General features: G+C 41.5%; 22 protein-coding genes. 13 read left to right on the top strand and 9 right to left on the bottom strand.

From position 1 onward, the window contains the following. From AC1DU2_RS29560 to AC1DU2_RS29610, 11 genes are all read left to right on the top strand, one after another. A partial coding sequence (locus AC1DU2_RS29560) for a hypothetical protein (RefSeq protein WP_477389125.1) occupies positions 1-466 on the top strand: 466 nt, incomplete at its 5' end. Positions 467-692: 226 nt separating this feature from the next. Further along, positions 693-2,504, top strand: a complete 1,812-nt coding sequence (gene typA, locus AC1DU2_RS29565) for a translational GTPase TypA (RefSeq protein WP_477353895.1) — start codon at positions 693-695, stop codon at positions 2,502-2,504. Positions 2,505-2,654: 150 nt separating this feature from the next. Beyond that, a complete protein-coding gene (locus AC1DU2_RS29570; RefSeq protein ID WP_477353897.1) occupies positions 2,655-3,680 on the top strand; it encodes a LamG-like jellyroll fold domain-containing protein in 1,026 nt (341 codons plus the stop codon). Positions 3,681-3,822: 142 nt separating this feature from the next. Further along, a complete protein-coding gene (locus AC1DU2_RS29575; protein WP_477389127.1) occupies positions 3,823-4,515 on the top strand; it encodes a class I SAM-dependent methyltransferase in 693 nt (230 codons plus the stop codon). Further along, entirely contained in the window at positions 4,515-5,639 is a 1,125-nt protein-coding gene (locus AC1DU2_RS29580) for a glycosyltransferase (protein WP_477353901.1), read from the top strand. Before AC1DU2_RS29575 ends, AC1DU2_RS29580 begins: the two co-directional genes overlap by 1 nt. 1 nt (position 5,640) lies before the next feature. Further along, positions 5,641-6,405, top strand: a complete 765-nt coding sequence (locus tag AC1DU2_RS29585; protein ID WP_477353903.1) for a TylF/MycF/NovP-related O-methyltransferase — start codon at positions 5,641-5,643, stop codon at positions 6,403-6,405. 8 nt (positions 6,406-6,413) lie between these two features. Beyond that, positions 6,414-7,910 (top strand): lipopolysaccharide biosynthesis protein, encoded by a 1,497-nt coding sequence (locus AC1DU2_RS29590; protein ID WP_477389129.1) that lies wholly within the window; start codon positions 6,414-6,416, stop codon positions 7,908-7,910. 55 nt (positions 7,911-7,965) lie between these two features. Beyond that, positions 7,966-8,739 carry a class I SAM-dependent methyltransferase gene (locus AC1DU2_RS29595; protein WP_477389131.1) on the top strand — a complete coding sequence of 258 codons (774 nt, stop codon included), beginning with the start codon at positions 7,966-7,968 and terminating at the stop codon, positions 8,737-8,739. 14 nt (positions 8,740-8,753) lie between these two features. Further along, a complete protein-coding gene (locus AC1DU2_RS29600) occupies positions 8,754-9,653 on the top strand; it encodes a glycosyltransferase (protein ID WP_477353909.1) in 900 nt (299 codons plus the stop codon). 362 nt (positions 9,654-10,015) lie between these two features. Continuing rightward, positions 10,016-11,302 carry a glycosyltransferase gene (locus tag AC1DU2_RS29605; protein ID WP_477353911.1) on the top strand — a complete coding sequence of 429 codons (1,287 nt, stop codon included), beginning with the start codon at positions 10,016-10,018 and terminating at the stop codon, positions 11,300-11,302. After that, positions 11,295-12,047 (top strand): glycosyltransferase family 2 protein, encoded by a 753-nt coding sequence (locus tag AC1DU2_RS29610; protein WP_477389165.1) that lies wholly within the window; start codon positions 11,295-11,297, stop codon positions 12,045-12,047. Before AC1DU2_RS29605 ends, AC1DU2_RS29610 begins: the two co-directional genes overlap by 8 nt. 65 nt (positions 12,048-12,112) lie before the next feature. Here AC1DU2_RS29610 and AC1DU2_RS29615 read toward each other — a convergent pair whose 3' ends face one another. The 7 genes from AC1DU2_RS29615 to AC1DU2_RS29645 all read right to left on the bottom strand — a co-directional run bounded on the left by AC1DU2_RS29615 (position 12,113) and on the right by AC1DU2_RS29645 (position 19,869). Beyond that, positions 12,113-14,605 (bottom strand): YfhO family protein, encoded by a 2,493-nt coding sequence (locus AC1DU2_RS29615; protein WP_477389133.1) that lies wholly within the window; start codon positions 14,603-14,605, stop codon positions 12,113-12,115. 94 nt (positions 14,606-14,699) lie between these two features. Then, on the bottom strand, positions 14,700-14,984 hold the full coding sequence (locus AC1DU2_RS29620; protein ID WP_477353915.1) for a hypothetical protein: 285 nt from the start codon (positions 14,982-14,984) through the stop codon (positions 14,700-14,702). A 7-nt stretch (positions 14,985-14,991) separates the two neighbouring features. Then, on the bottom strand, positions 14,992-15,240 hold the full coding sequence (locus AC1DU2_RS29625) for a DUF4834 family protein (protein ID WP_477353918.1): 249 nt from the start codon (positions 15,238-15,240) through the stop codon (positions 14,992-14,994). A 214-nt stretch (positions 15,241-15,454) separates the two neighbouring features. Continuing rightward, the gene (gene uvrB / locus AC1DU2_RS29630; protein WP_477389135.1) at positions 15,455-17,479 is read right to left on the bottom strand and encodes an excinuclease ABC subunit UvrB; all 2,025 of its coding nucleotides are present in this window, start codon (positions 17,477-17,479) and stop codon (positions 15,455-15,457) included. A 161-nt stretch (positions 17,480-17,640) separates the two neighbouring features. Then, positions 17,641-18,132 (bottom strand): MarR family transcriptional regulator, encoded by a 492-nt coding sequence (locus AC1DU2_RS29635; RefSeq protein ID WP_477353922.1) that lies wholly within the window; start codon positions 18,130-18,132, stop codon positions 17,641-17,643. Positions 18,133-18,142: 10 nt separating this feature from the next. Further along, the gene (locus AC1DU2_RS29640) at positions 18,143-18,640 is read right to left on the bottom strand and encodes a GNAT family N-acetyltransferase (RefSeq protein WP_477353924.1); all 498 of its coding nucleotides are present in this window, start codon (positions 18,638-18,640) and stop codon (positions 18,143-18,145) included. 470 nt (positions 18,641-19,110) lie between these two features. After that, positions 19,111-19,869, bottom strand: coding sequence for an ISAs1 family transposase (locus tag AC1DU2_RS29645; protein ID WP_477389137.1), 759 nt, complete (start codon positions 19,867-19,869; stop codon positions 19,111-19,113). Between the two features lie 187 nt (positions 19,870-20,056). Between AC1DU2_RS29645 and AC1DU2_RS29650 the strand changes: the two genes are divergently transcribed. Both AC1DU2_RS29650 and AC1DU2_RS29655 read left to right on the top strand, forming a co-directional pair. Further along, positions 20,057-20,608, top strand: coding sequence for a hypothetical protein (locus AC1DU2_RS29650; RefSeq protein WP_477389139.1), 552 nt, complete (start codon positions 20,057-20,059; stop codon positions 20,606-20,608). Positions 20,609-20,777: 169 nt separating this feature from the next. Further along, positions 20,778-21,314, top strand: a complete 537-nt coding sequence (locus AC1DU2_RS29655) for a GNAT family N-acetyltransferase (RefSeq protein WP_477389141.1) — start codon at positions 20,778-20,780, stop codon at positions 21,312-21,314. A gap of 94 nt (positions 21,315-21,408) precedes the next feature. On the opposite strand, the gene rplQ is transcribed toward AC1DU2_RS29655, so the two are convergent. Further along, complete coding sequence (rplQ, locus tag AC1DU2_RS29660) at positions 21,409-21,954, bottom strand: 50S ribosomal protein L17 (protein WP_090643470.1); 546 nt, start codon at positions 21,952-21,954, stop codon at positions 21,409-21,411. Between the two features lie 197 nt (positions 21,955-22,151). Further along, positions 22,152-23,144, bottom strand: coding sequence for a DNA-directed RNA polymerase subunit alpha (locus tag AC1DU2_RS29665; protein ID WP_477389143.1), 993 nt, complete (start codon positions 23,142-23,144; stop codon positions 22,152-22,154). Positions 23,145-23,174 lie beyond the last annotated feature (30 nt).

The raw sequence follows: 23,174 nt of genomic DNA on the forward strand, positions 1-23,174 counted from the left end.
CAAAATACCTGAAGACTACCGTTGGTTAGTACTAAACATTGCAAACGGAATTGATTCAAAATACCCTTACGTGCAAATAACAAGCGAAAATAATTTTGCTGATTATTTTTATGAGGCAGATCAGTATAATCCAGCGATTCCGTTTAATGTCTCAGAGCGTGTGAGATTCGAATCTGAAACCATAAAGGATGTTTACGACTTTCCTTATAAAACCACATTTGATCCTGAACATACTTTGTTTGATGGTATTTTTAATGGTTGGGTTAATGTTGGTATTGATGAGCTACTAATTGTAAATGGAACTGAGTATGGCAATATGTGGGTTTTGGATGTTACATCTAATAATGAAGTACGTCCAATGTATAATGAAGCTAAAAACCTGCAAAGGATAGGCTTTACCGAGTGGGTAGAAAAAAGATTAGATTATTACATTTTTAGGTTCATTAATAAATTACCTTTATATTAATGCATAAATTAGTTGGAAATTTTCTATTCCGTCCTGTAAATAGGCTATACACTGAAAGTTTTATTACTGCATCGCGAAATACTATAAAGAGTATCGATCTTACAAAATGGAAAAATTCTTGCCTTGTTTGTTAAATCTAAATCATTATTTCACCTATAACTTGACTGCGTTTTAAAATCTCATATATTAAACGTACCTTTGCGCCAAATTTATAGGGGCATATTTCATGCAAAAAATAAGAAACATTGCGATCATCGCACACGTTGACCACGGTAAAACTACATTGGTTGACAAAATTTTACACAGTTGCGCCATCTTTCGCGATGGCCAGGAAACTGGTGAATTAATATTGGACAACAATGACCTGGAACGTGAGCGAGGTATCACCATCGTATCAAAAAACGTTTCGGTAAGGTATAAAGACGTTAAGATAAACATTATAGATACTCCTGGTCACGCCGATTTTGGTGGCGAGGTTGAGCGTGTATTGAAGATGGCGGATGGTGTATTACTACTTTGCGATGCTTTTGAAGGCGCTATGCCTCAAACCCGCTTTGTAACCCAAAAGGCTTTGGCTTTAGGCTTAAAACCAATTGTGGTTGTAAACAAAGTAGATAAAGAAAACTGCCGTCCTGAAGAAGTTTACGAACAGATCTTCGAATTATTCTTCAACCTTGAGGCAACTGAAGATCAACTGGATTTCCCGGTTATCTACGGTTCGTCAAAACAAGGCTGGATGAGCACCGACTGGAAAACACCTACCGAGGATATTTTCCCGTTAATGGATGCCATATTAGCTAACATTCCTCCTGCACCTATCGCCGACGGTACCTTACAAATGCAGATTACCTCTTTGGATTATTCTTCATTCGTAGGTCGTATCGCTATCGGTCGTGTGGCACGTGGTACCATCAAAGAAAACCAGCCGGTATCTTTGGTAAAACGCGATGGCACCATCCAAAAATCAAGAATTAAAGAACTTTATACTTTTGAAGGTTTAGGTAAAGTACGCGCTACAGAAGTTAGCTCGGGCGATATCTGTGCCGTAGTTGGTATTGAAGGTTTTGATATTGGCGATACCATTGCCGATTTTGAAAAACCAGAGCAACTGGCGGTTATCAAAATTGATGAACCAACCATGAACATGTTGTTCACCATCAATACTTCACCTTTCTTTGGTAAAGAGGGTAAATTTGTTACATCGCGCCACTTACGTGACCGTTTGTACAAAGAGATGGAAAAAAACCTGGCGCTTAAGGTTGTTGAAACCGAATCGCCTGATTCATACCTGGTGTATGGTCGCGGTATCCTTCACTTATCAGTTTTGATCGAAACCATGCGTCGCGAAGGTTACGAATTGCAGGTAGGTCAGCCACAGGTTATCGTTAAAGAAATTGACGGTGTTAAATGCGAGCCGGTTGAAACCCTTATTGTTGATGTACCGGGCGATGTCGCCGGTAAAGTAATTGAATTGGTAACGCAACGCAAAGGAGACCTGTTGGTGATGGAACCTAAAGGCGATTTACAACACCTTGAATTTGATATCCCGGCACGTGGTATCATCGGTTTACGTAACAACGTATTAACTGCTACCGGTGGCGAGGCTATTATGGCACACCGCTTTAAAGCATATGAGCCATGGAAAGGTACTATTCCTGGCCGTTTAAATGGTGTATTGGTATCTATGGATACAGGTAAAACCACTGCTTTCGCAATTGATAAATTACAGGATCGTGGCAGGTTCCACGTTGATCCGGGAGTTGATATTTACGAAGGACAGGTATTAGGCGAGCACATTCGCGATAACGATTTGGTTATTAACTTAACCAAAGGCAAGCAGTTAACCAACATGCGTGCATCAGGTAGCGATACCAACGTGAGGATTGCACCAGCCATTAAATTCTCGTTAGAAGAATCAATGGAGTACATTCAGGCCGATGAGTACATCGAAGTAACGCCGCAAAGCATCCGTTTACGTAAAATCTATCTGAACGAAAACGAGCGTAAAATTAACGCCAAGAAATTTACAAGCCAATAATCAGGTAAGTAAATTACAATATAGAGCCCTTCGGTAATTCCGGAGGGCTTTTTTATTGCGATAGTAATATATTTTGCCGATAGCCGATTATTATTTATTTTTAGACAATAAAAATTAACTAAATAAATTACTACTTACCCAAACCTTATTATGAAAAGACTTTACTTTTTATTAATACCATTATTTGCTGTGCTTTACAGCAGTTGTACAAAAATTCAAGACGACGGGCCGGCACCAGATCCGCTTCAGGGCTTATTGTTAACCGATACCCTTACTATGTATACCGGCAATGTTGTAAAACTGAATGTTACGGTTACCCCTACATCGTATGATACTACCAAACTGGTATGGAAATCATCAGATACCTCTGTAATTTCTGTTACTAATCGGGGTGTTATCACAGCAAAAAACGAAGGGACGTCGCAGATCTCGTTGAGTAATGTGGCGGAAACCAAAAGCGTAAGCTGTTTGGTAACTGTTAAGGATAGTTTAAAGGTGGGGTTAATTGCTTATTATCCGTTTAATAATAGTGCTAATGATTTCTCGGGGCATAATTATAATGGAACAGCGCACGATATTACCAGTGTTGCTGACAGATTTGGAAAACCAAACTCAGCTTATAACTTTAACGGTATCAGCAGTTATATAACAGTTGCTGATAAACAGGCTTTAAGGCTTAACAGTACGAATTTTACAATTAATTATTGGATTAACTTGGATAATTACAGTTCTTCATATGGTACTACGGTATTCAGCAAACGCGCGGTAGGTAATCAGCAAGGATGGATAACCGGTGTTGGCGGTGTTTTAAATGCAGGTTCAATAGTAGGCAAATCAGGTACTATAACTTATAATGTATCGGGCGGTGGTGATCCGTTTGCTTATGGTCAGTTGGTATGTGGTATAAGTGCGTGGCACATGCTTACAGTAGTATATAATTATGATTCAAGCCAGGTTGCTTTATATGTGGATGGTGTTTTTGACAGGATATCTGAAAATATCCCTACACCAAATGCTGACATTAACACTAATCTGTATATAGGGGCTGATAGCCAGGGATTAGGCAATCCAAGTAGTCAGGCTTATCTTATGAAAGGTGGTTTAGACGATATGAGGATTTACAAAAGGGTTTTAAATGCTCATGAGATCCATAAGCTATTCGTGGCAACTAAATAATTGCCAAACCGCGATATAAAAACAGGTCTGTGTTAGGATAAACACAGGCCTGTTTTATTTTATAAAGCTTACGGGGCAGTAATACAGGCCGGTCTTAATGTTTACATTAACGTATTAAAATAAAAAAATTAAATTTGCGGTTATGAATAGCAATAGCCGGCTTAATCCCACCTTGTTTTCTACCAGATATGTTCATTTAACAAAGTTGCGTGATGCCACTTTAAAGATAATGCAGGAATTAACTGCCGGTAGCAATAAACTGCAACTTATTGATTTTGGCTGTGGCGACATGCCGTACCGCTCAGTTATAGAGCCAATGGTAGGTAAATACATTGGTGTGGACCTCGATCTAAACCCTTTGGCAGATTATCATATTGATTATGATAGCAAAACAACTTTGCCCGATAATTATTGCGATATCATTTTATCTAACCAGGTATTGGAGCATGTTGATTCTCCCCACAGTTATCTTTCTGAGGCTTTGCGCCTTTTAAAACCCGGTGGGAAAATTATCCTTACTACCCACGGGTATTGGTATTATCACCCCACACCGTATGATTACTGGAGGTGGACAAGTGCCGGATTAAGGAAGACAATCGAAGCCGAAGGTTTTGAGGTGGAGTCTTTCCATGGTATAATGGGCCTTGCTGCAAGCGGTATTCAGCTTTTTCAGGATGCCATCCTTTTAAAGTTACCTAAGTTTTTGGTGCCGCCTTTTGCGTTTGTGATGCAAAGCTTTATTCGGCTGTTTGATAAAATACACTCGCAGGCGCAACGCGACCGTGATGCCTCCCTATATGTAGTTGTAGCTCAAAAAAGCAAGGGTGCCGTGTAATGGATGCATTTAATCTTTGTATTATAAAGCCGAACAAAGACGCTTTTTCTGAAACATTCGTACAGGAACACATTGACAGATTGCCTGGTAATAAAAAAGTGTTGTACGGAGGTGCTTTTCCTGTTTATGACCACGAAGGAAAGTTTCTTATCCGGTCCAAACTTGGATTGTTAAGTTATTTAATACAAAAAAGGTTATTTAAAAAAAAGAGTATCCGGGTGCGTACGATAGCCTTGGTTAACTACCTGAAAAAGGAAAAAATCGATGCCGTATTTGCGGAATATGGAATGGTAGGGGCTATGGTGACCGAAGCTTGTAAACTTGCGAATGTACCATTAACTACGCATTTTCATGGTGCCGATGTTTACCACAGGGAAACGGTAAAAAGCTACCGCAAGCTTTATAATAAATTGTTTGAATACGGAAGTGCGTTTATATCCGTATCTGCAGATATGGTGATTGATTTAATCAATCTGGGGGCACCCGCAGGTAAAATAACCAATGCTTCCTGTGGAGTTGATACCATTAAGTTTCCTCAACTAAATATTGCCGGAACAAAAAGGAATTTTTTGGCTGTTGGGCGCTTTGTAGAAAAGAAATCGCCTCAATCGGTAGTGAGGGCTTTTAAATTGGTGGCTGACAAATTTCCCGACGCGAAACTTTGGATGGTTGGCCAGGGCCCCTTGTTTGAGGAAACCCAATCATTAGTAAAAGAATTGGGGCTTGAGGAGCAAATATCACTAACCGGGGTGTTGAAAACCGACCAGATCAAAGCGTTAATACAGCAGTCACGATGTTTTGTTCAACACTCGGTAACAGCTGCTAACGGCGATAAAGAAGGTACTCCGGTAACTATTTTAGAAGCGGGTTCTTCTGGTTTGGCTATTGTAAGTACACAGCATACCGGCATAAAGGAAGCGGTTATTAACGGGGAAACAGGCTTTCTGATTGCTGAACATGATATAGAAGGGATGGCTACCTGCATGATGAGAATTGCAGAAGATATTGAACTTGCAGCCTCGCTTGGGGCAAAGGAGGCAACCCATATCCGCAATAATTATGATATTAGGGACAGAATAAAAACACTTACCGGAATAATAAAGCAATCAATAAAAAAAGACTAACATGTTAAAAAAACTGATGCACAAGGTTATCAATAATTTAGGCTACGACCTGGTAAAGCCGGATAAACGCCTTGTTGTTAACGGCCTGCCTGCCGATTTTGAAAAAGCAACACTTGATACATACTACAAGGTAAAAACGTACACCATGACCACGCCGGAGCGGATTGCTTCGTTATGCAATGCTGTAAACTACCTTGTTAAAAATAATATACAAGGCGATTTTGTGGAATGCGGCGTATGGCGGGGCGGCAGTACCATGGCGGCAATAGATACCTTAATGAAAGCGGGAGATACCACGAGGAATATCTATTTGTATGATACTTTTGAAGGTATGTCTGAACCCACCGAGGCGGACAAAATAACTACTGGTACAGGAGCAGACGAATTATTAAAAACAAGCGATAAAGACGATCCAACATCTGTTTGGTGCTACTCGGCATTAGAGGAAGTACAAAAGAATGTAGGCACGCTCAATTATCCAGCGGCAAAGGTGCATTATGTAAAAGGCAAGGTTGAAGATAGCATCCCGCAAACTATGCCCGGGAAAATAGCCTTGCTAAGGCTCGACACCGATTGGTATGAATCCACCGCTCATGAGTTGGAGCATTTATACCCCTTACTGGTGCCCGGTGGCGTTATCATTATCGACGATTATGGCCATTGGGAAGGCGCGCGCAAAGCAGTTGATGAGTATATTGAAGCCCAAAAATTACCGTTGCTGTTAAACAGGATAGATTATACCGGCCGTATTGGTATTAAATATTAATTGCTGGCATGGGTATAGTAAAAAAGCAGGTTTATAAAAATACCATCCTCTCGTATGCGGGCATGGGGGTAGCTTATATAAACACTGTTTTGCTTTTTCCGTTTTTTACCAATGCCGGGCAATACGGTTTTTATAATCTGATTATCAGCGTATCGGTTTTATATTCATTGGTGGCCAGTATGGGGGCCCCAAGTATTATAGCCAAATACTTTCCTTTTTATCGTACCGAAGATAATAAACATAACGGTTTTATGCACTGGGTGGCAGGTTTAACTCTTGCCGGATTCGTGTTAGCCACTGTATTGTACGTTGCGCTTAGGCCGGTAATATTGGGCGCTTATACCGGTAATTCGGTATTTTTTGCCAAATATTACTATTACCTTATTCCGCTTTCGTTATTTATAGTGGTGTTCAACTACCTGGAAATGACCGGCCGGGTAGTTTATCAAACTATTTATTCCAATTTTTTGCAAAATGTTTTGCTGCGGTTGCTTACTACGGTTTATTTATTGATGATAGCCATCAAATGGATAAACTTTGAAGATTTTATATTCTTGTACATCGGTAGCAATGGTTTAATTTCTTTATTACTGCTTTTAAGCATCATGAGCACCGGTAAATTTGCTTACGGGGTAAATGATGGCAGTTTTAAAATCATAAAAAAGAAAGAGATTGTAAATTTTGGCCTGTTTACTTTAGTTGCAAGTGCGGTGTATGTGCTACTGCAAAAAGTAGATACTTTGATGCTAAGTTCAATGGCGGGGGATAGTGTGCAGGGTATTTACAGTTGGTATTTTAATATCGCGTTATTGATAAGTGTGCCGGCCACTGCTTTGAGCAGAACAACCTATGCCATCGTTGCCGATGCATGGAAATCAAAAAACATGGAGAATATTGCCGATGTGTATGCTAAAACCTCTATCATTCAAATGGTATTTGGATGCCTGTTGTTTATCGGTATAATTATTAACCGCGAAAACTTGTATGCTGTTGCCCGTAATAAGGAGTTTACCGATCCTAAATATTTTACGCTTTTTCTGGTGATAGGCCTCGGATTTTTGGTTGATATAACCGGCGGGTTAAATACCTATATCATTACTACTTCGCATAAGTATAAACTCATTACCATATTGGTTTTGTTGGCCAGTATTTTTTGTATTGTTTTAAACTATATCCTGATCCCTAAAATTGGAGGAATGGGGGCGGCTATAGCTTATTTAATCACTATGACAGGTTTAAACTTCTGCACCTGGTTTTACATTAAATACCGCTTTAAAATGCAGCCATTTAATTACAGGCACCTGCTGGTGTTGGTAGTATCGGCGGTGAGCTTTTTGGCTGGTAAATATTTTTGGCGCATGCCTAATTTATACCTGGATATAGTGCTACGTAGCGGAGTAACAACGTTGGTTTATATCCTGATGACCTATCTGTTTAAGATCTCGGAAGATGTGAACGAGAAAATAAATTCCACCTGGCGCAAGCTTAAAGCCATTATTAAATAATAATTCGCTTAAAACAGAAGAGATAATTAAAGCTATAATTTTACCTTCGTAAATAATGCAGGAATCAATTATTGGCGGTGACTATAAAACCGCTTACGATCAATTTTACGAAAAGCACGATGAAGCCTGGCGAATGCTGGGAGCAAAATACAAAGCGCAGCATATTATAGATGTATGCCGGGGGCTTACTTTTGCCAGGGTATTGGAAGTGGGGGCCGGCGACGGCAGTATCTTAAAAATTTTGTCCCAAAATAACTTTGCACTTGAGTATCATGCTGTCGAGATCTCTGAAAGCGGGGTAGGCTATATACAATCGCGCCAGATACCCAATCTAAAATCGGTTCAGGTATTTGATGGTTATAAATTGCCTTTTGCCGATGATAGCTTTGATCTGATCATTCTGTCGCATGTGCTGGAGCATGTGGAGCATGAGCGCATTTTATTGCGCGAGATAAAGCGTGTTGCAAAACGTTGTGTTATTGAGGTTCCGCGCGATTATAAAACAGGTGTTGATACGCGGATTAAACATTTTTTGGCTTACGGCCATATCAACGTTTATACGCCAACCTCGCTCCGGTACTTGTTAAGTACCGAAGGTTTTGAGCTGGAGAATGACCTTACATCGATGATTGAACCTGAGGTTACCAGGTTTAATACCTACGTTAATCAAAAGAAACCGAAGAGCTTACTGAAAAATTTGAAAATAGCAGCCGAATATTCAGTTAAGCAAACCTTAAGTAAATTGATGGGAAAAAAGGTGCGCGAACAATTTGCCAACGCTTATACCGTTTTGTGTAAAAAAGCCGACCATCAACCCGAATTATTCTGACTTTTACCTGATCAATGCAAAAACTTGCCCCTATAGCTCTGTTTGTATACAACCGGCCCGATCATATGCGCCGTACCATCATCCATTTGCAAAAAAATGTATTGGCAGATGAATCCCGTTTATATATTTTTTGTGATGGTCCCAAAACCGAAACCGACCGGGCCAAATGCGATGAGGTAAGGCAGGTTGCTAAAGAAACGTCCGGCTTTAAATCGGTAAAAGTTATCCTGCGCGATAATAACCTGGGTTTGGCAGAGTCTATCATCAGCGGTGTTACCCAGCTGGTGTATGAATATGGTAAAGTAATTGTTTTTGAAGATGATCTGTTATCATCGCCGTATACCCTGCAATACTTTAACGAGGCATTAACCCGTTACGCAAACGATGATAAAGTGATGCATATTGGGGCCTATATGTATAACCTGAAAGAGAAAGACCTGCCCGATGCCTTCTTCTATCGCGCAGCCAGCAGTTGGGGCTGGGCAACCTGGGCACGTGCCTGGGATAGCTTTGAACCCGATATTGATAAACTGATAGCCCAGTTTGATGCAGTTAGGGTACTTAAGTTTTCCATCGAAGGTAAAATGAATTTCTGGAAACAGATTAAGGAGTTTAAGGCCGGTAAAAACAATTCATGGGCTATTCGCTGGTATGCTTCTATATTTTTAAAAGGCGGCCTTACCCTAAATCCGGCCAAATCGCTTATCAACAACATAGGGCACGATGGCACGGGTTTTCATAGCAATAAAGAGAATATGTACGATGTGCATATTTCGCAGCAACCGGTAAAAAAATTCCCTGATGTAGTAGAGGAAAATGAAAAAGCATACAAGGCAATTAAGCACTTCCTGGCACATCGTAAAGGTACTTTACTGCAGCGTGCCGTAAGGTTTGTTAAACAAAGAGTAGGCTGACAGGGCAAACGCATCTAAATGGCCAACGGCGATAAGTTGTTATTAGCTAACGTAATAAGCTTATGGCGTCGGGAAGATATAAGCATCAAACGATACCCTTTATTTATTGCTTATCCTGGTTAGATGATCGCGGTACCCAAGGACTTGTATTGGTCAACAACAGGCACAATATTTGGATGCGCCTAAATTGCGCTATCGATTTAGTGTTAACCATGATAAAATATAAAGTATTTATTACCAAGTACTTGTAGGTATTTTATCTAAAATGTGTTAAGTTATGTTAACCCAATTGGACGGGTTTGCCCCGGGGTGGGTTGATTGCATAATTCATATTGTGGTGTGAATAACCTTATTTTTGGAATATGTTAAAAGTAGTGCATCTGAATACCTATGATGGCAACGGCGGCGCAGGTCGCGGCTGCATGCGTCTTAACCGGGCATTAATAAGCCAGGGTGTAGCATCAAAAATGCTGGTGCATTATAAATTTGGCAGCAACCCACAAATAGGTACGTTCAATTCCAACAAAATCCAAAAATCATACACTGCCTTTACTATTATATTGGAGCGGATTTTGGCCAAACGTTTTTTAAAACCGCTGATGAAAACACCGTTTTCATTTGCCTGGTTTGGCCGTTCTGTCATCCATCACCCGGATGTTAAGAATGCCGATATTATTCACCTGCACTGGATCAATCATGGTTTTCTTGACCCGAAGCATATTGCCGGGATTACCAAACTTAATAAGCCAGTTGTATGGACCTTTCACGATAGCAATGCCTTTACAGGTGGTTGCCACGTACGTTATGCCTGCGATCATTTTATGCGCGAATGTGGTAACTGCCCATTGCTGGTCAAGCCTTCGGATACCGATATTTCGCACCAGATATGGGAGCAAAAAAAGGAGGCTTATGAGGTGTTGGATTTTGCCATAGCTGCCCCAAGCTTGTGGATGCAGCAATCAATAGCCGCAAGCAGCCTGATGCAAGGTAAAGCGGTTCATCATATACCCAACACCCTCGAAACAGATATTTTTAAGCCCGTTGACAAACATGAGGCAAAAGAAAAGGCGGGATTACCAACCGACAAATTCATTTTTTTAAGCGGGTTTATGCCGTCGCGTAAAGATTTACATAAAGGCACCCAATATCTGCTGGACAGCATGGAATTGCTGAAGCAGCGTTTGGGCGTAGATGCCGGAAAAATAGAACTGGTTGTTTTTGGCAATCGTGGAACGGAAGGCCTGCCCGATTTTCCATTTAAAACCAGCTTTTTAGGCACGATAAATAACGACGAACAGCTGGCATTGTATTATGCCGCTGCCGATGCATTCCTGATTCCTTCCCTTGAAGATAACCTGCCTTATACCGTTATGGAAAGCCTGGCTTGCGGAACGCCCGTAATAGCCTTTACAACGGGCGGCATACCCGATATGGTTAAGCATGAATATAACGGCTACCTGGCCACCTATCGTTCGGCAGGGAGCTTTACAGATGGTATGGAGTGGGTTATTAAACATCCGCAACCACAGTTGCTGCAAAAGCAGGCCCGGGATACGGTAATGGAAACGTTTTCTGAAGAGGTGATTGCCAAAAAGCACATCGAACTTTATCAAAGCTTGTTAAAGGATACAGGAGGTGATGATGTTTAATCCTAAGCTTAGCGTTATCACGATAGTATACAATAACGTACGCGATATCGAACGTACCATCTTGTCTGTTTTAAATCAAACCTACAACAATATCGAATACATTATTGCAGATGGCCTTTCTACTGATGGAACTTTGCAGGTAATTTCGAAATACCAGGATAGTGTAAGCAAATTTATAAGCGAGAAGGATAATGGCATTTATGATGCCATGAATAAAGGATTAGCATTGGCATCTGGTGACTATGTTATCTTCATGAATTCCGGCGACGAGTTTTTTGATGCCGATACCGTAGCCGCTGTTTTTGGCGCTGCCGATGATGCCGATATTTATTACGGCGAAACCGAAATGATAGCAGACAGTGGCGAAAGTTTAGGCCAGCGCCGTCATAAGGCCCCCGAACAGTTTACCTGGCGCGGGTTCAAATACGGTATGAGTATCAGTCACCAGGCTATTTACGTAAGGCGGGCATTAGCCGAACCCTTTGATAGGCAGTATCAATTAAGTGCAGATATTGAATGGATTATCCGGGCTGCAAAAAAAGCGAAAAAGATAGTCAATGTAAACAGGTATGTTGCCAAATACCTGGTAGGAGGGATGTCCAAAAAAAAGCATCGCCAGAGTTTACAGGAACGTTTTGATATTATGAGGCGATATTATGGTTTGATTCCAACAGTATTAAATCATTTTGTGATAGCTTTTAATCTTGGCTGGTACTGGCTGAAGAATAAGCGGACAAATGATTAACATAAACAAAAGAGCGATGAACTTTCGCCCATCGCTCTTTGTCAGATAATTTTAATCCACCAATATCAGGCTTTTTTTGCAACCGGCTTAGCTGCCGGCTTTTTCTTAGTTTCAGTATAAGCTGCACCACCTAAAGCCAATACAAGCAAGATAGATCCCGCTAATGAGATATTTTCGCCTGCATAATAAGATGTGGGATGGAAATCGAACTTGATGGTGTGATTACCAATAGGGATCACCGCAGCTCTTAACAAATAATCGGCACGGAAGTAAGGTGATTCTTTACCATCAATAGTCATGCTCCAACCTTTATCGTAATAAATTTCTGAAAACACGGCCACCTGTGCTACCGGGCTGCTGCTTTCATAAGTCAGGTGCTCCGGCTCATATTTGGTTAATTTTATAGTGGTGGTTGGAGCTTGATCGGCACCCACCGATTTCCCATCAATCATGCCTTTATATTGCTTATCGACAATGGCTTCGTCTTTTGGCGAGAAGCTGCTGATGGCCTGCATCTCCTGGTCGGCGTTATCGGCAAATTTTACGCTTTTTACAAACCATACGTTGCCGCAGGCTGTTTGGTTAGCTTGCATACCGGCATTGCCCGATTTAGGATCAACAGTAATGATGTACTTAGTATTCAGCATATCCAGTACATCGTGGTTAACGCTTTTGGTAAATTGGTTTTGAATCAATTCATCAAACCTTCTCAACCTTGCTGAATGGAAACCGCCTACAGTTTTATAAAAATAAGATGAGTGTGAGTCATGAAAAGGATCGCCCGATGTCATATCAAATACGCGGAAATTAGGATCGGTATCCTTGAGAATAAACTGATCAACTTCGCGCGGCGTGTACTGTTGCTCCAGGTCAGATTTGGCTACAAAGTTTGCATCCTTCAGGTAGCGTTTATCAACTCCCCACATGTCAATTATAACAATTACAGCCAGCACCAAGGCAGCAATATTTGCTTTTATTTTTTGTTTGATAATTAACCACAACAGGCCTGCCGTTAACACAACGAAAATTAGCGAGCGGATAGCGTCTGCGCGTTCAAGGCTTTCCCTGTCATCTATTATTGCGTTGGCAACAGAATTTGCAGTGCCGGTATCGCCTTTGAATATTTGGGTTAGGTTTGCCACAAAAGCCGCATGTTCATCAGCCCTGAAACTCAACAATATTTGCGGAACCCCTATCATAATTAATAATAAGCCGCCTGTAATATAAAACGCAATTTTGGCACGTTTGAAAATAAATGCCTTATCGGTATTGGTAATAACCTCGTTAACAGCAAGCAGTGCCAATATAGGGAAGCAAAATGCCGCGATGACCAGCGTTGATTCAACCGCCCTGAACTTGTTGTACATGGGTACGTAATTGAAAAAGAAATCGGACAGGAAAGGTAAGTTTTTACCGAATGATAACAGCATGCTTAACAACACTGCTCCTAAAACCCACCATTTAATACGGTTTTTAACAATAAGCAGGCCTAAAATGAAAAGGAAGCATATGGCTGCACCAAAATACCAGGGGCCAAATGTACTTGGCTTATTGCCGTAATACAATGATTGCGAAACAAACCCCTGCGCCTGGCCTGCATCAACGCCCTTATCGGTTAATATTTTTACCGCCTTAGAGTCATCGTCGGCAACGGTGCTGCTGCCACCTCCGTAAGCGTTCGGAATTAAAAACGTAAGGCACTCACCAACGCTTTGACTCCAGGTGTAAGCATAATCCTTATCTAACCCGTGGTTAGGACCTTCAGTGCCTTTGGCAGTTAAGTTTGCTTTGCCTCTGATAGTGTATTGGCTGTATTCATAAGTTGTCCATAAGGTACCTGCATTTACCGCGATAGCCAGCACTATGCCTGCCGCCAAAAAGCCCATCGATTTTAAAAATGGCTTGGTTTGCTTGTCTTTTATAGCATGGTAAAGCTCGATACCCAATAATATAGCTATAGATAACAGCAGGTAATAAGTCATTTGTACGTGATTACTGCGGATTTCCATTGCCAGGAAAAACGCTGTAAGCGAAGCACCTAAAAGGTACCGGCCACGTAACGTTAAAATAATGCCCGCAAGCAAAGGCGCAAAAAATGCAATAGCATAAGCCTGGTTACTATGGCCCGCGGTGATATAAATAAAATTGTATGACGAAAACGCAAAAGCTATTGCCCCCGCGGCTGCCAGCCAGGGCGAAAGCCGCAATACGCTGAATAACAGGTATGCACCTAATAAATAAAGCAGTATGGTATCAACCGGGTTAGGGAATACAATCTTTAAAATATCAATAACATGTGAGGTAATGTTTGAGGGGAACGAAGCCCAGATTTGGTAAGCAGGCATGCCCCCAAACATTTGATTGGTCCATAATGGTGCTTTACCTGTAGCGGCCTTAACATCATTGATCTCTTTTTGCATGGACTGCGCCTGAGATACATCACTTTGAAATAATACTTTACCCTGTGTTAGTGGAGTAATGAAGTAAGCAAAGGAAATTGCTATAAAAATTGCTACAATAATGAGATGGACACTATTGCGCTTGAACCAGTTATTCATTTAAGTTTTTTGAAATGGATATTAATTCCTCAAAAATAGAAAATTGAACGGGAATAGGAATTATTAGTTGTAAAGGAATTACTTAACAGGCTTACTAGCGGCTGCGCATTACAAAAAAGAAAATAACCATGATAATCAAGCTTAAAATATAAGCTATTACTTGTGCTTTGTTGTAATCTTCCCGGTACTTACGGATGTTGAAAAAGTTATAAACCGCTAATGCGGCAACTACCACCCAAAAAAACGTATGGATCTTGGTAGCAGATACAAACAACTGTGTAGCCACGGCAAACACAATAAAATTGGCAATAATCAATGTTATCGATTCAGGAGTATTGTTGTGGTTGGGGCGTCGTTTGTATACTTCGTCGGGCAGCATAAAAGGCTTATTTTACTTCTTCATAATCAACAAATTCACCTTCGGTATCGGGTAATTTGCCTTTTTTTCCTTCGGGAATGTAGTCAACTTTTATGGCGCCTTCGGGCTTTCTTTGCTGATAGTTTTGCTGCTGCTGAGCCTGTTGCTGCGCTTTATTGATGACGCTTTGGAACAAAGCAGGTATAAGGTACCGCATTAAACTGCGGATAATGTATAAAACACAAATTGATATGATCAGGAAACGAATAAGTAACATCTGATTAATTTTAAGCTTACAAATATAAGTATATAACGGAGAAATTGTTTTTTAGATGTATGGATAGATGTGCAAATGTGCAGATTTCAGATGTGCAGATGGTTTTCAGGCATGCGGACGGACAAATCTTGCAATCATTTTACAAACATTACATTATCGTGGGTGTTTAAGTTCCTCATCTGCATATCTGCACATTCAAAATCTGCACATCTAATTAAAATTTCTCCTCCATCATCTTCTCCAAAGCAAACATTTCGTCGCGCAGTTTAGCTGCCAATAAAAAGTCCATGTTTTTGGCGGCGGCAAGCATTTCTTTTTTGGTGTTGTCGATAGATTTTTTCAGATCGGGCTTGGTCATATACTGAACAATAGGGTCGGCTGCTAACGTTGCCATATCAGCTTCTACATAAGCCTTTTGTACCCCGCCTTTAAAGTCGACAACCGATGTTTGCTCCATGATCTCTTCGCGGGATTTACCTACCGTGGTTGGTGTAATGCCATGCGCGGTATTGTATGCAATTTGGATTTCTCGCCTGCGATTTGTCTCATCCATTGTTATTTGCATCGAATCGGTAATTTTATCGGCATACATGATAACCCGGCCGCGATCATTACGGGCAGCACGGCCAATAGTTTGGATTAATGAACGTTCCGACCGTAAAAAACCTTCCTTATCAGCATCCAGGATGGCAACCAACGATACCTCCGGTAAATCCAATCCCTCGCGTAATAAGTTAATACCTATCAGTACATCAAACTCGCCAAGGCGCAATCCTCTCAAAATTTCTACCCTTTGCAATGTCTTTACTTCGGAGTGGATGTAACGGCATTTAATGCCCAGTCTGTCCATGTATTTAGCCAATTCTTCGGCCATACGTTTGGTGAGCGTAGTTACCAGGATGCGGTCGCCCATTTTTATGGTGCGGTCAACTTCATCTAACAAATCGTCCACCTGGTTTATTACCGGCCGGATTTCTATAATAGGATCCAATAGTCCTGTAGGACGTATAACCTGCTGAACCACTACACCTTCCGATTTTTCCAATTCAAAATCACCGGGCGTTGCGCTTACGTAAACCGTTTGCGGGGCCAGTTTTTCAAACTCCTGGAAGTTAAGGGGCCGGTTATCCAACGCAGCCGGCAGCCTAAAGCCATAATCGACCAACGACATCTTGCGCGACCTATCGCCACCATACATCGCCCTGATCTGGGGTACAGTTACGTGGCTTTCATCTATAACCATCAGGTAATCATCCGGGAAATAGTCTAACAAACAGAATGGCCTTGCCCCCGGCAGCCGGCCATCGAAAAAACGCGAATAATTCTCGATACCAGAACAGTAGCCCAATTCGCGAATCATCTCGAGGTCGTAATTAACCCTTTCTTCCAGGCGTTTGGCTTCCAGGAAACGGCCATCGTTTATGAATTGCTTTTTGCGGGTTTCCAGTTCTTCCTGTATAGCCCAGATAGATTGCACGAAGCGTTCGCGCGGGGCTACATACAGGTTGGCGGGATAAACCACCATATGTGTCATTTTTTCGATGGTTTTGCCGGTGCTTACATCAAAGGTCGTCAGTTCCTCAATATCATCGCCAAAAAAGGAAATACGGTAAGCGTGGTCCATATAGGCCGGAAAAATATCAACTGTATCGCCCTTAACTCTGAAGGTACCGCGCTTAAAATCGGCGGTGGTGCGGGCGTATAATATCTCGACCAACCGGTGTAAAAAAGCATTCCTGCTGATGCGGGTGCCCACCGCGAATTTGAATACCGATTGTGCAAAATCCTCCGGATTACCCATACCGTAAATACACGATATCGAGGACACCACGATCACGTCCCTGCGGCCCGACATCAGGGCCGAGGTTGTGCGCAGGCGCAGCTTTTCAATCTCCTCGTTTATCTGTAAGTCCTTCTCAATGTAGGTGTTAGTGGTGGGTATAAAAGCTTCGGGCTGGTAATAATCGTAATAGGATACAAAGTAATTAACCGCGTTCTCGGGAAAAAACTGCTTAAACTCGCCATAAAGCTGGGCCGCAAGGGTCTTATTGTGGCTGAGTATCAGTGTGGGCTTTTGCGTTTGCTGGATAACATTGGCCACCGTAAACGTTTTGCCCGACCCTGTAACACCCAAAAGTGTCTGGAACGGATCGCCGTTGTTTACGCCCTCAACCAGTTGCCTGATGGCTTCAGGCTGATCGCCGGTGGGGAAGTATTGGGAAGTTAAATTAAAATCCATGTGTAATGTAAAAATACAAATAATCCCGCAATAGGGTTTATAGATCAAAATAAGCTGGCAATAATGACAACAGTATGTCAACAGCGATTGATACCGATCTTTTATATTTATTTACAACAGGTACTCCCGGTTTATGTTCGACCTGGACGGTGTTAAAACGATCAACCCATTTGCTTCCCCTCATTCTTTAACCGTTGCGCCCGGGCGAAAAAGCTTTGCAGGCCTATTTGCTCTTCTACTTCGTCAATGGCTTTCATAATGTTGTTTTGCGTATCGGTAAGTTCGGCGGCGGCGGCTTTGATGATGGTCCAAATGGGGTGCATTCGCTCCACCAGTTCCTGGCCTTTGGCGGTGAGCAGCACGAGGCGTTTGCGCTCATCGGCCTTGTCTTTTTTCGAACGGATAAGTTTTTCTTTTTCCAACTCCTTCAGCAGGCTGATGGTGGAGGGGTGGGTGTACCCAATTTCGTTAGCCAGCTCAACAACGCTTAGCACGGATTTAAAATGCAGGGTATAAATAACCGGAAACCACTTGGGCTCAAAATCAATATTATTGGCTTTGTAAATGAGCACTCCATCCTTGCGCAGGGTGTCGGCAAGGCGCTGCAGCCGGGTACTAATGGCTAAAATGCCCGATTCATCAATTACATTCATCCGCTTGTGGTTAATTGTTCAAATGTAACTCATAAAAAATATTATCGGCACCCATCAGCGGGAATGATGGCGGCAAGTCCTGTTTAGCCAATTGGGCAAAGCCGTTTTTTTCGTAAAAGCGGTGTGCCGCTTTCAACAAATCTACTGTACCCAGGTATATGGCGGTAATATCCTGCTGGCGGCAATAAGCAATTAATTCATCCAGCAAACGCTGCGCAATGCCCAGTTCTTTGCCCCGGTACTCTTTACGTACAAACATTTTGCGCAATGCCCCGGCCTTACCGTCGATGGCTATTAAGGCTATGGTGCCAACCAGTTCGCCATTAATTTTGGCACCCCAAAAGTTGCCGCCGGTTTGGTGGTAATTGGTTTCAATATCCAGCAAATCGGGTTGCCCCTCCAGCGTTACGGGCACATTAAATTCTATTTGCTGTATGGGTAATATGATATCGATGATCTGCTCACAGTAAGCATTGTTTAAGGGGGTAATTTCAAGTGAAGTATTCATAATAATTAATTTATGTACAAATCTACGTAGTTAACTACGTAGATTGCAAATGAAAACAAAATTGAAATACATTTTATGACATAACACAAATAAATGATACCTAAACCTGGCTTATTTTACAAAGCAGCGGGAACGTCCGTGGGGAAGAATAAAGAGATTAGAGACAGGAAATAAGATAGTTATGGGGAAGTATTAGATTTTGATATCAAAACAACAGAAATTTGAAAATTGGAAAGTGTCAGACTTGGGGCCTTGTTGAGAGTCTCAGGAAATGAAGTTAAAAATATTGTTGTACATTATTATGCCCGGGTAAAATCAGGGAAATCGCTTTTAACTTTTTTAACCTGCGAGTAACTTGCTTCTAAACTCATCGTCCAAGGCTGCCCGTTTTCTTTTTTGTGGTTTACTGCTTTTAGATTCAGTTTCCCGTTCGATGATATTTAAGGCCATTTTTGCAATGATATTGTAATTCAAAGCCGAGTTCCCTTTCTTTTTGAGCGAATTGTCCTCTTTGAAAACCATATCAAGCGTCCAGTGAAGGTTGTTTTCGATAGCCCAATGGCTCGTTGTTCTATTCTCCCATGTCCGGCATCAATAGTGATATCCGCTTCTGTTTTAGGGTTCATGGTAAATACTTTCTCTACCTGTTCTTTCAGCTCCTGCTGATTGTCTTTGACCATCAGTATATAGTTGGCTTCTTTTTCAATAATAGTCCGGGCAATAGCTTTCTGGCAACCCATGGCATCGATCGTGATAATGCAATCTTTAACAGTAAGTAACTTGAGCAAAGCGGGGATTGCTGTAATCTCGTTGCTTTTTTCGGCAACGGCCTCTTGCCCAAGGCATAACCGGTTCCCAGATGCATAGGCAGACACCACATGCAGTGCGGATTTGCCCATGGTTTTATCGTCAGACCCACAGATCGTCTTTCCATCTATGGCAACGACTTCGCCACCTGTGAATTCTGCCATTGAATTCACCCAGTCCCTAAAACATGCACTGAACTGTACCGGATCGAGTACTGCAAAAACTTTCCCCAGTACATCGTGTGATGGTATTCCATGTTTGTAAGGCAAATATTGCCGGAGCCAGGGCAGTTTTAAATGACCAAACATATTGATCGAGGTCCAGTCATCCATGCCGCTGATTACGGCTGATATACATAAAAACAGGATTTCTTCCAACGGGTAAAGATGATGCCCTTTGTTCGTTCTGCGCGGGTCTTTCATGCTGGAAAAATAAGGACAAAAAACTTGGTGGGCTCGATATTCGGGATTTGAAAAGGCCATTTTTTTGACCTGAATCACTTATATCCTAAATATACACCTTTTTTCCTATTTCAAAAAGTTAAAAGCGATTTCCCTGCCCTGGCCGGTACCCGCTACTGCCCCTAACGCAAAATTGGTATATTGCAACATGAAACGGGTGTTTTTTATATTTGTTCTGGCATGTATTTGTTTTATTACTCAACCCACTTTTACCCAGCAAGAACCCGGCAATGAACTTTTAAATTGGATCATCGAAAAAGATCACCTAAACCCGCTCAATACAAAGACCAATATAAGTACCTTTTATGCCATGGGTACCGATCCACTAACAGTCACCGAAATAATTGATTATACCGGCAACGTCACATCCCACAAATGTTTAAAAGACTTTATGACCGAAGATGAAGTCAATCTGTTTCATTCTCAGACAAAGCAAATAAAACAACTCAGGTGGAGAAAAACACGTTATAAATTAAAAACTACTTTTTTTGCAGAAGAGCAATATCAACAAGACTCAGATAATATCATTACGTATCACTACCTGTCGATGCCAATTTTTTTGAATAGAGAACAAACACGGGTTATCGTAGGCGAAGCATTTAGCGCCGGTGTTGCTTTTGGCCGCGGCGATCTGCTGCTTTGCGAATTAAAAAACGGTCAATGGCGGGAAATTGCCAGGGTAGCAACCGAAAATGAATAATATCGCTATCTTTATCCCAATAAACAAAACGCCTCTGTTACCCACAAATCAAATCGGGCTAATCACTACGCCTGGAATTGCATAACAAAAGCTTTGCCCGCAAAGCTTAACCTTCACTTCAAAAAAGAGAACCGGTTTACTATTGTTATTTAATTCCTAAACAAATCAAATGTTTTTTATAGAATCTGAACGGTTAAAACTAATACCGTTAACACGTCAGCAGCTTTTGTTGCTGAGGCAGGACCGTGCGCTGATGGAAACCTCCATGGGACTGACACCTTCCTTTATGCTCGTTGATCCATTTTATTATGCCGAAATCATTGATGCATTGGACAACTTCTGGCTACCCAATACCCTCGCCTACCCCGATAAATACCTATGGCATACCGATTGGGAACTGGTGCATAAAAGCACCAACACATCCATTGGCGGCATGGGCTTTGCCGGCTATCCAAATGATAGCGGCGAAGCAGAGATAGGCTACATGATTGATGGCAACCAGCACAATAAGGGCTTTGCTACCGAAGCTTTACAAACTATGATAGCATGGGCATTTACCCATCATTTTGTAAAAGCCATTATTGTGCATACTTACGCGGACAACCTGCCATCGTGCAGGCTATTGGAGAAATGTAAATTTGAGTTAGTGGAGAACGTGGAAGGATTGTTGACTTACAGGCTCGACAGATCACTATCTGCTAGGTAATCCTGTCAATCCTGCCCAATCCAGAAAATCATGTCAAAATAAAACGCCCTGCTCAAATGAGCAGGGCGTTTTTATTTCTATAAGAAAAGAGTAATTATTCTCCTTTTTCTTCAGTTTCCGGAGCGTCGGCTGCAGGAGCCTCAGCAACTGGTGCTTCTTTAGCTTCTTCAACAACTACTGCTTCTTCAGCTGCAACTGGGGCTGCTGTTTTAGCTTTTGCTGAACCACCACGACGACGTGTTGATTTTTTAGCAGTTGCAGCAGTGTCAACACCGTAAACAGTGTTATAATCTACCAACTCAATGATCGCCATTTCGGCGTTGTCACCTAAACGGTTTTCTAACTTGATGATACGGGTGTAACCACCTGGGCGGTTAGCAATCTTCTCAGCAATCTCGCGGAAAAGGATTGTTGTAGCATCTTTATCTTGCAGGTAGCTAAACACCGTACGACGAGAGTGAGTAGTATCGCTTTTTGATTTAGTTAAAAGTGGTTCGATGTAACCGCGCAAAACTTTTGCTTTAGCCAATGTTGTAGTAATACGCTTGTGTAGGATAAGCGAAGTTGCCATGTTTGACAGCATCGCCTTGCGATGGCTGGTAGTACGGCCTAAGTGATTGTTTTTGTTTCCGTGTCTCATTGTTTTAAATTATTTCACGTGCATACCGTCCGGCGATTTACTCAAGCCTTCGGAATTATGCCTTCGCTATTTAATAGTATTGAGTTTTAAGTGATGAGTAGTGAGTTTAAAACCCTAAAAAACTAACTACCCTATAAATGACTTGAGTTCCGAGCGACAGAGATAAACTCAACACTCAGAACTCAAGACTTAAAGACTTATTCCTCGTCTAACTTAAATTTAGACAGGTTCATACCAAAAGATAAGCCTTTTGATTTAACCAGGTCCTGAATTTCAGTCAGTGATTTTTTACCAAAGTTCCTGAACTTTAACATATCAGCAACATCATACGATACCAAATCGGCCAGGCTGCGGATGTCTGCAGCTTTAAGGCAATTTAATGCACGTACAGAAAGATCAAGATCAACCAATTCAGTTTTAAGGATCTTGCGCATGTGCAAAATTTCTTCATCAACTTCTTTAGTTTCTTCTTTAGCCTGTGCTTCTAACATCATGTTTTCATCGCTGAACAACATAAAGTGCTGGATAAGGATCTTTGCAGCTTCCTTCAAAGCATCTTCAGGATGAACAGAACCATCAGTAGCAATATCCAATACTAATTTTTCATAGTCGGTTTTTTGCTCAACACGATAGTTTTCGATGGTATATTTAACGTTCTTTATCGGCGTATAGATAGAGTCGATAGCGATAACGCCAACATTTGCATCAGGATTTTTGTTTTCTTCACTCGGCACGTAACCACGGCCTTTACCAACAGTAAGCTCGATTTCAAGCGTTACCGATGAGTCCATGTTACATAAAACCAGATCAGGATTTAATACTGTAAAGTTGTTGGAGAATTTAGTAATGTCTCCGGCTTTAAAAGCATCCTGGCCATTTATAATAACAAATATTTTCTCGCWGTCGCCAGATTCACCAGTCTTTTTAAAACGAACCTGTTTAAGGTTCAAGATGATCTCGGTTACGTCTTCAACAACACCTTTGATGGTTGAAAACTCATGCGTTACTCCCGAAAAACGTACTGAAGTAATTGCATAACCTTCGAGTGATGAAAGTAAGATACGACGCAGAGCATTACCAATGGTTACACCAAAACCTGGTTCTAACGGACGAAATTCAAACGTACCATCAAAATCATTTGCTTTTTGCATGATAACCTTGTCTGGTTTTTGAAATGCTAAAATTGCCATTTATATCCTTTATTTATTGTTTACTAATTG

The organism is Mucilaginibacter sp. P4_C11, assembly GCF_056402115.1.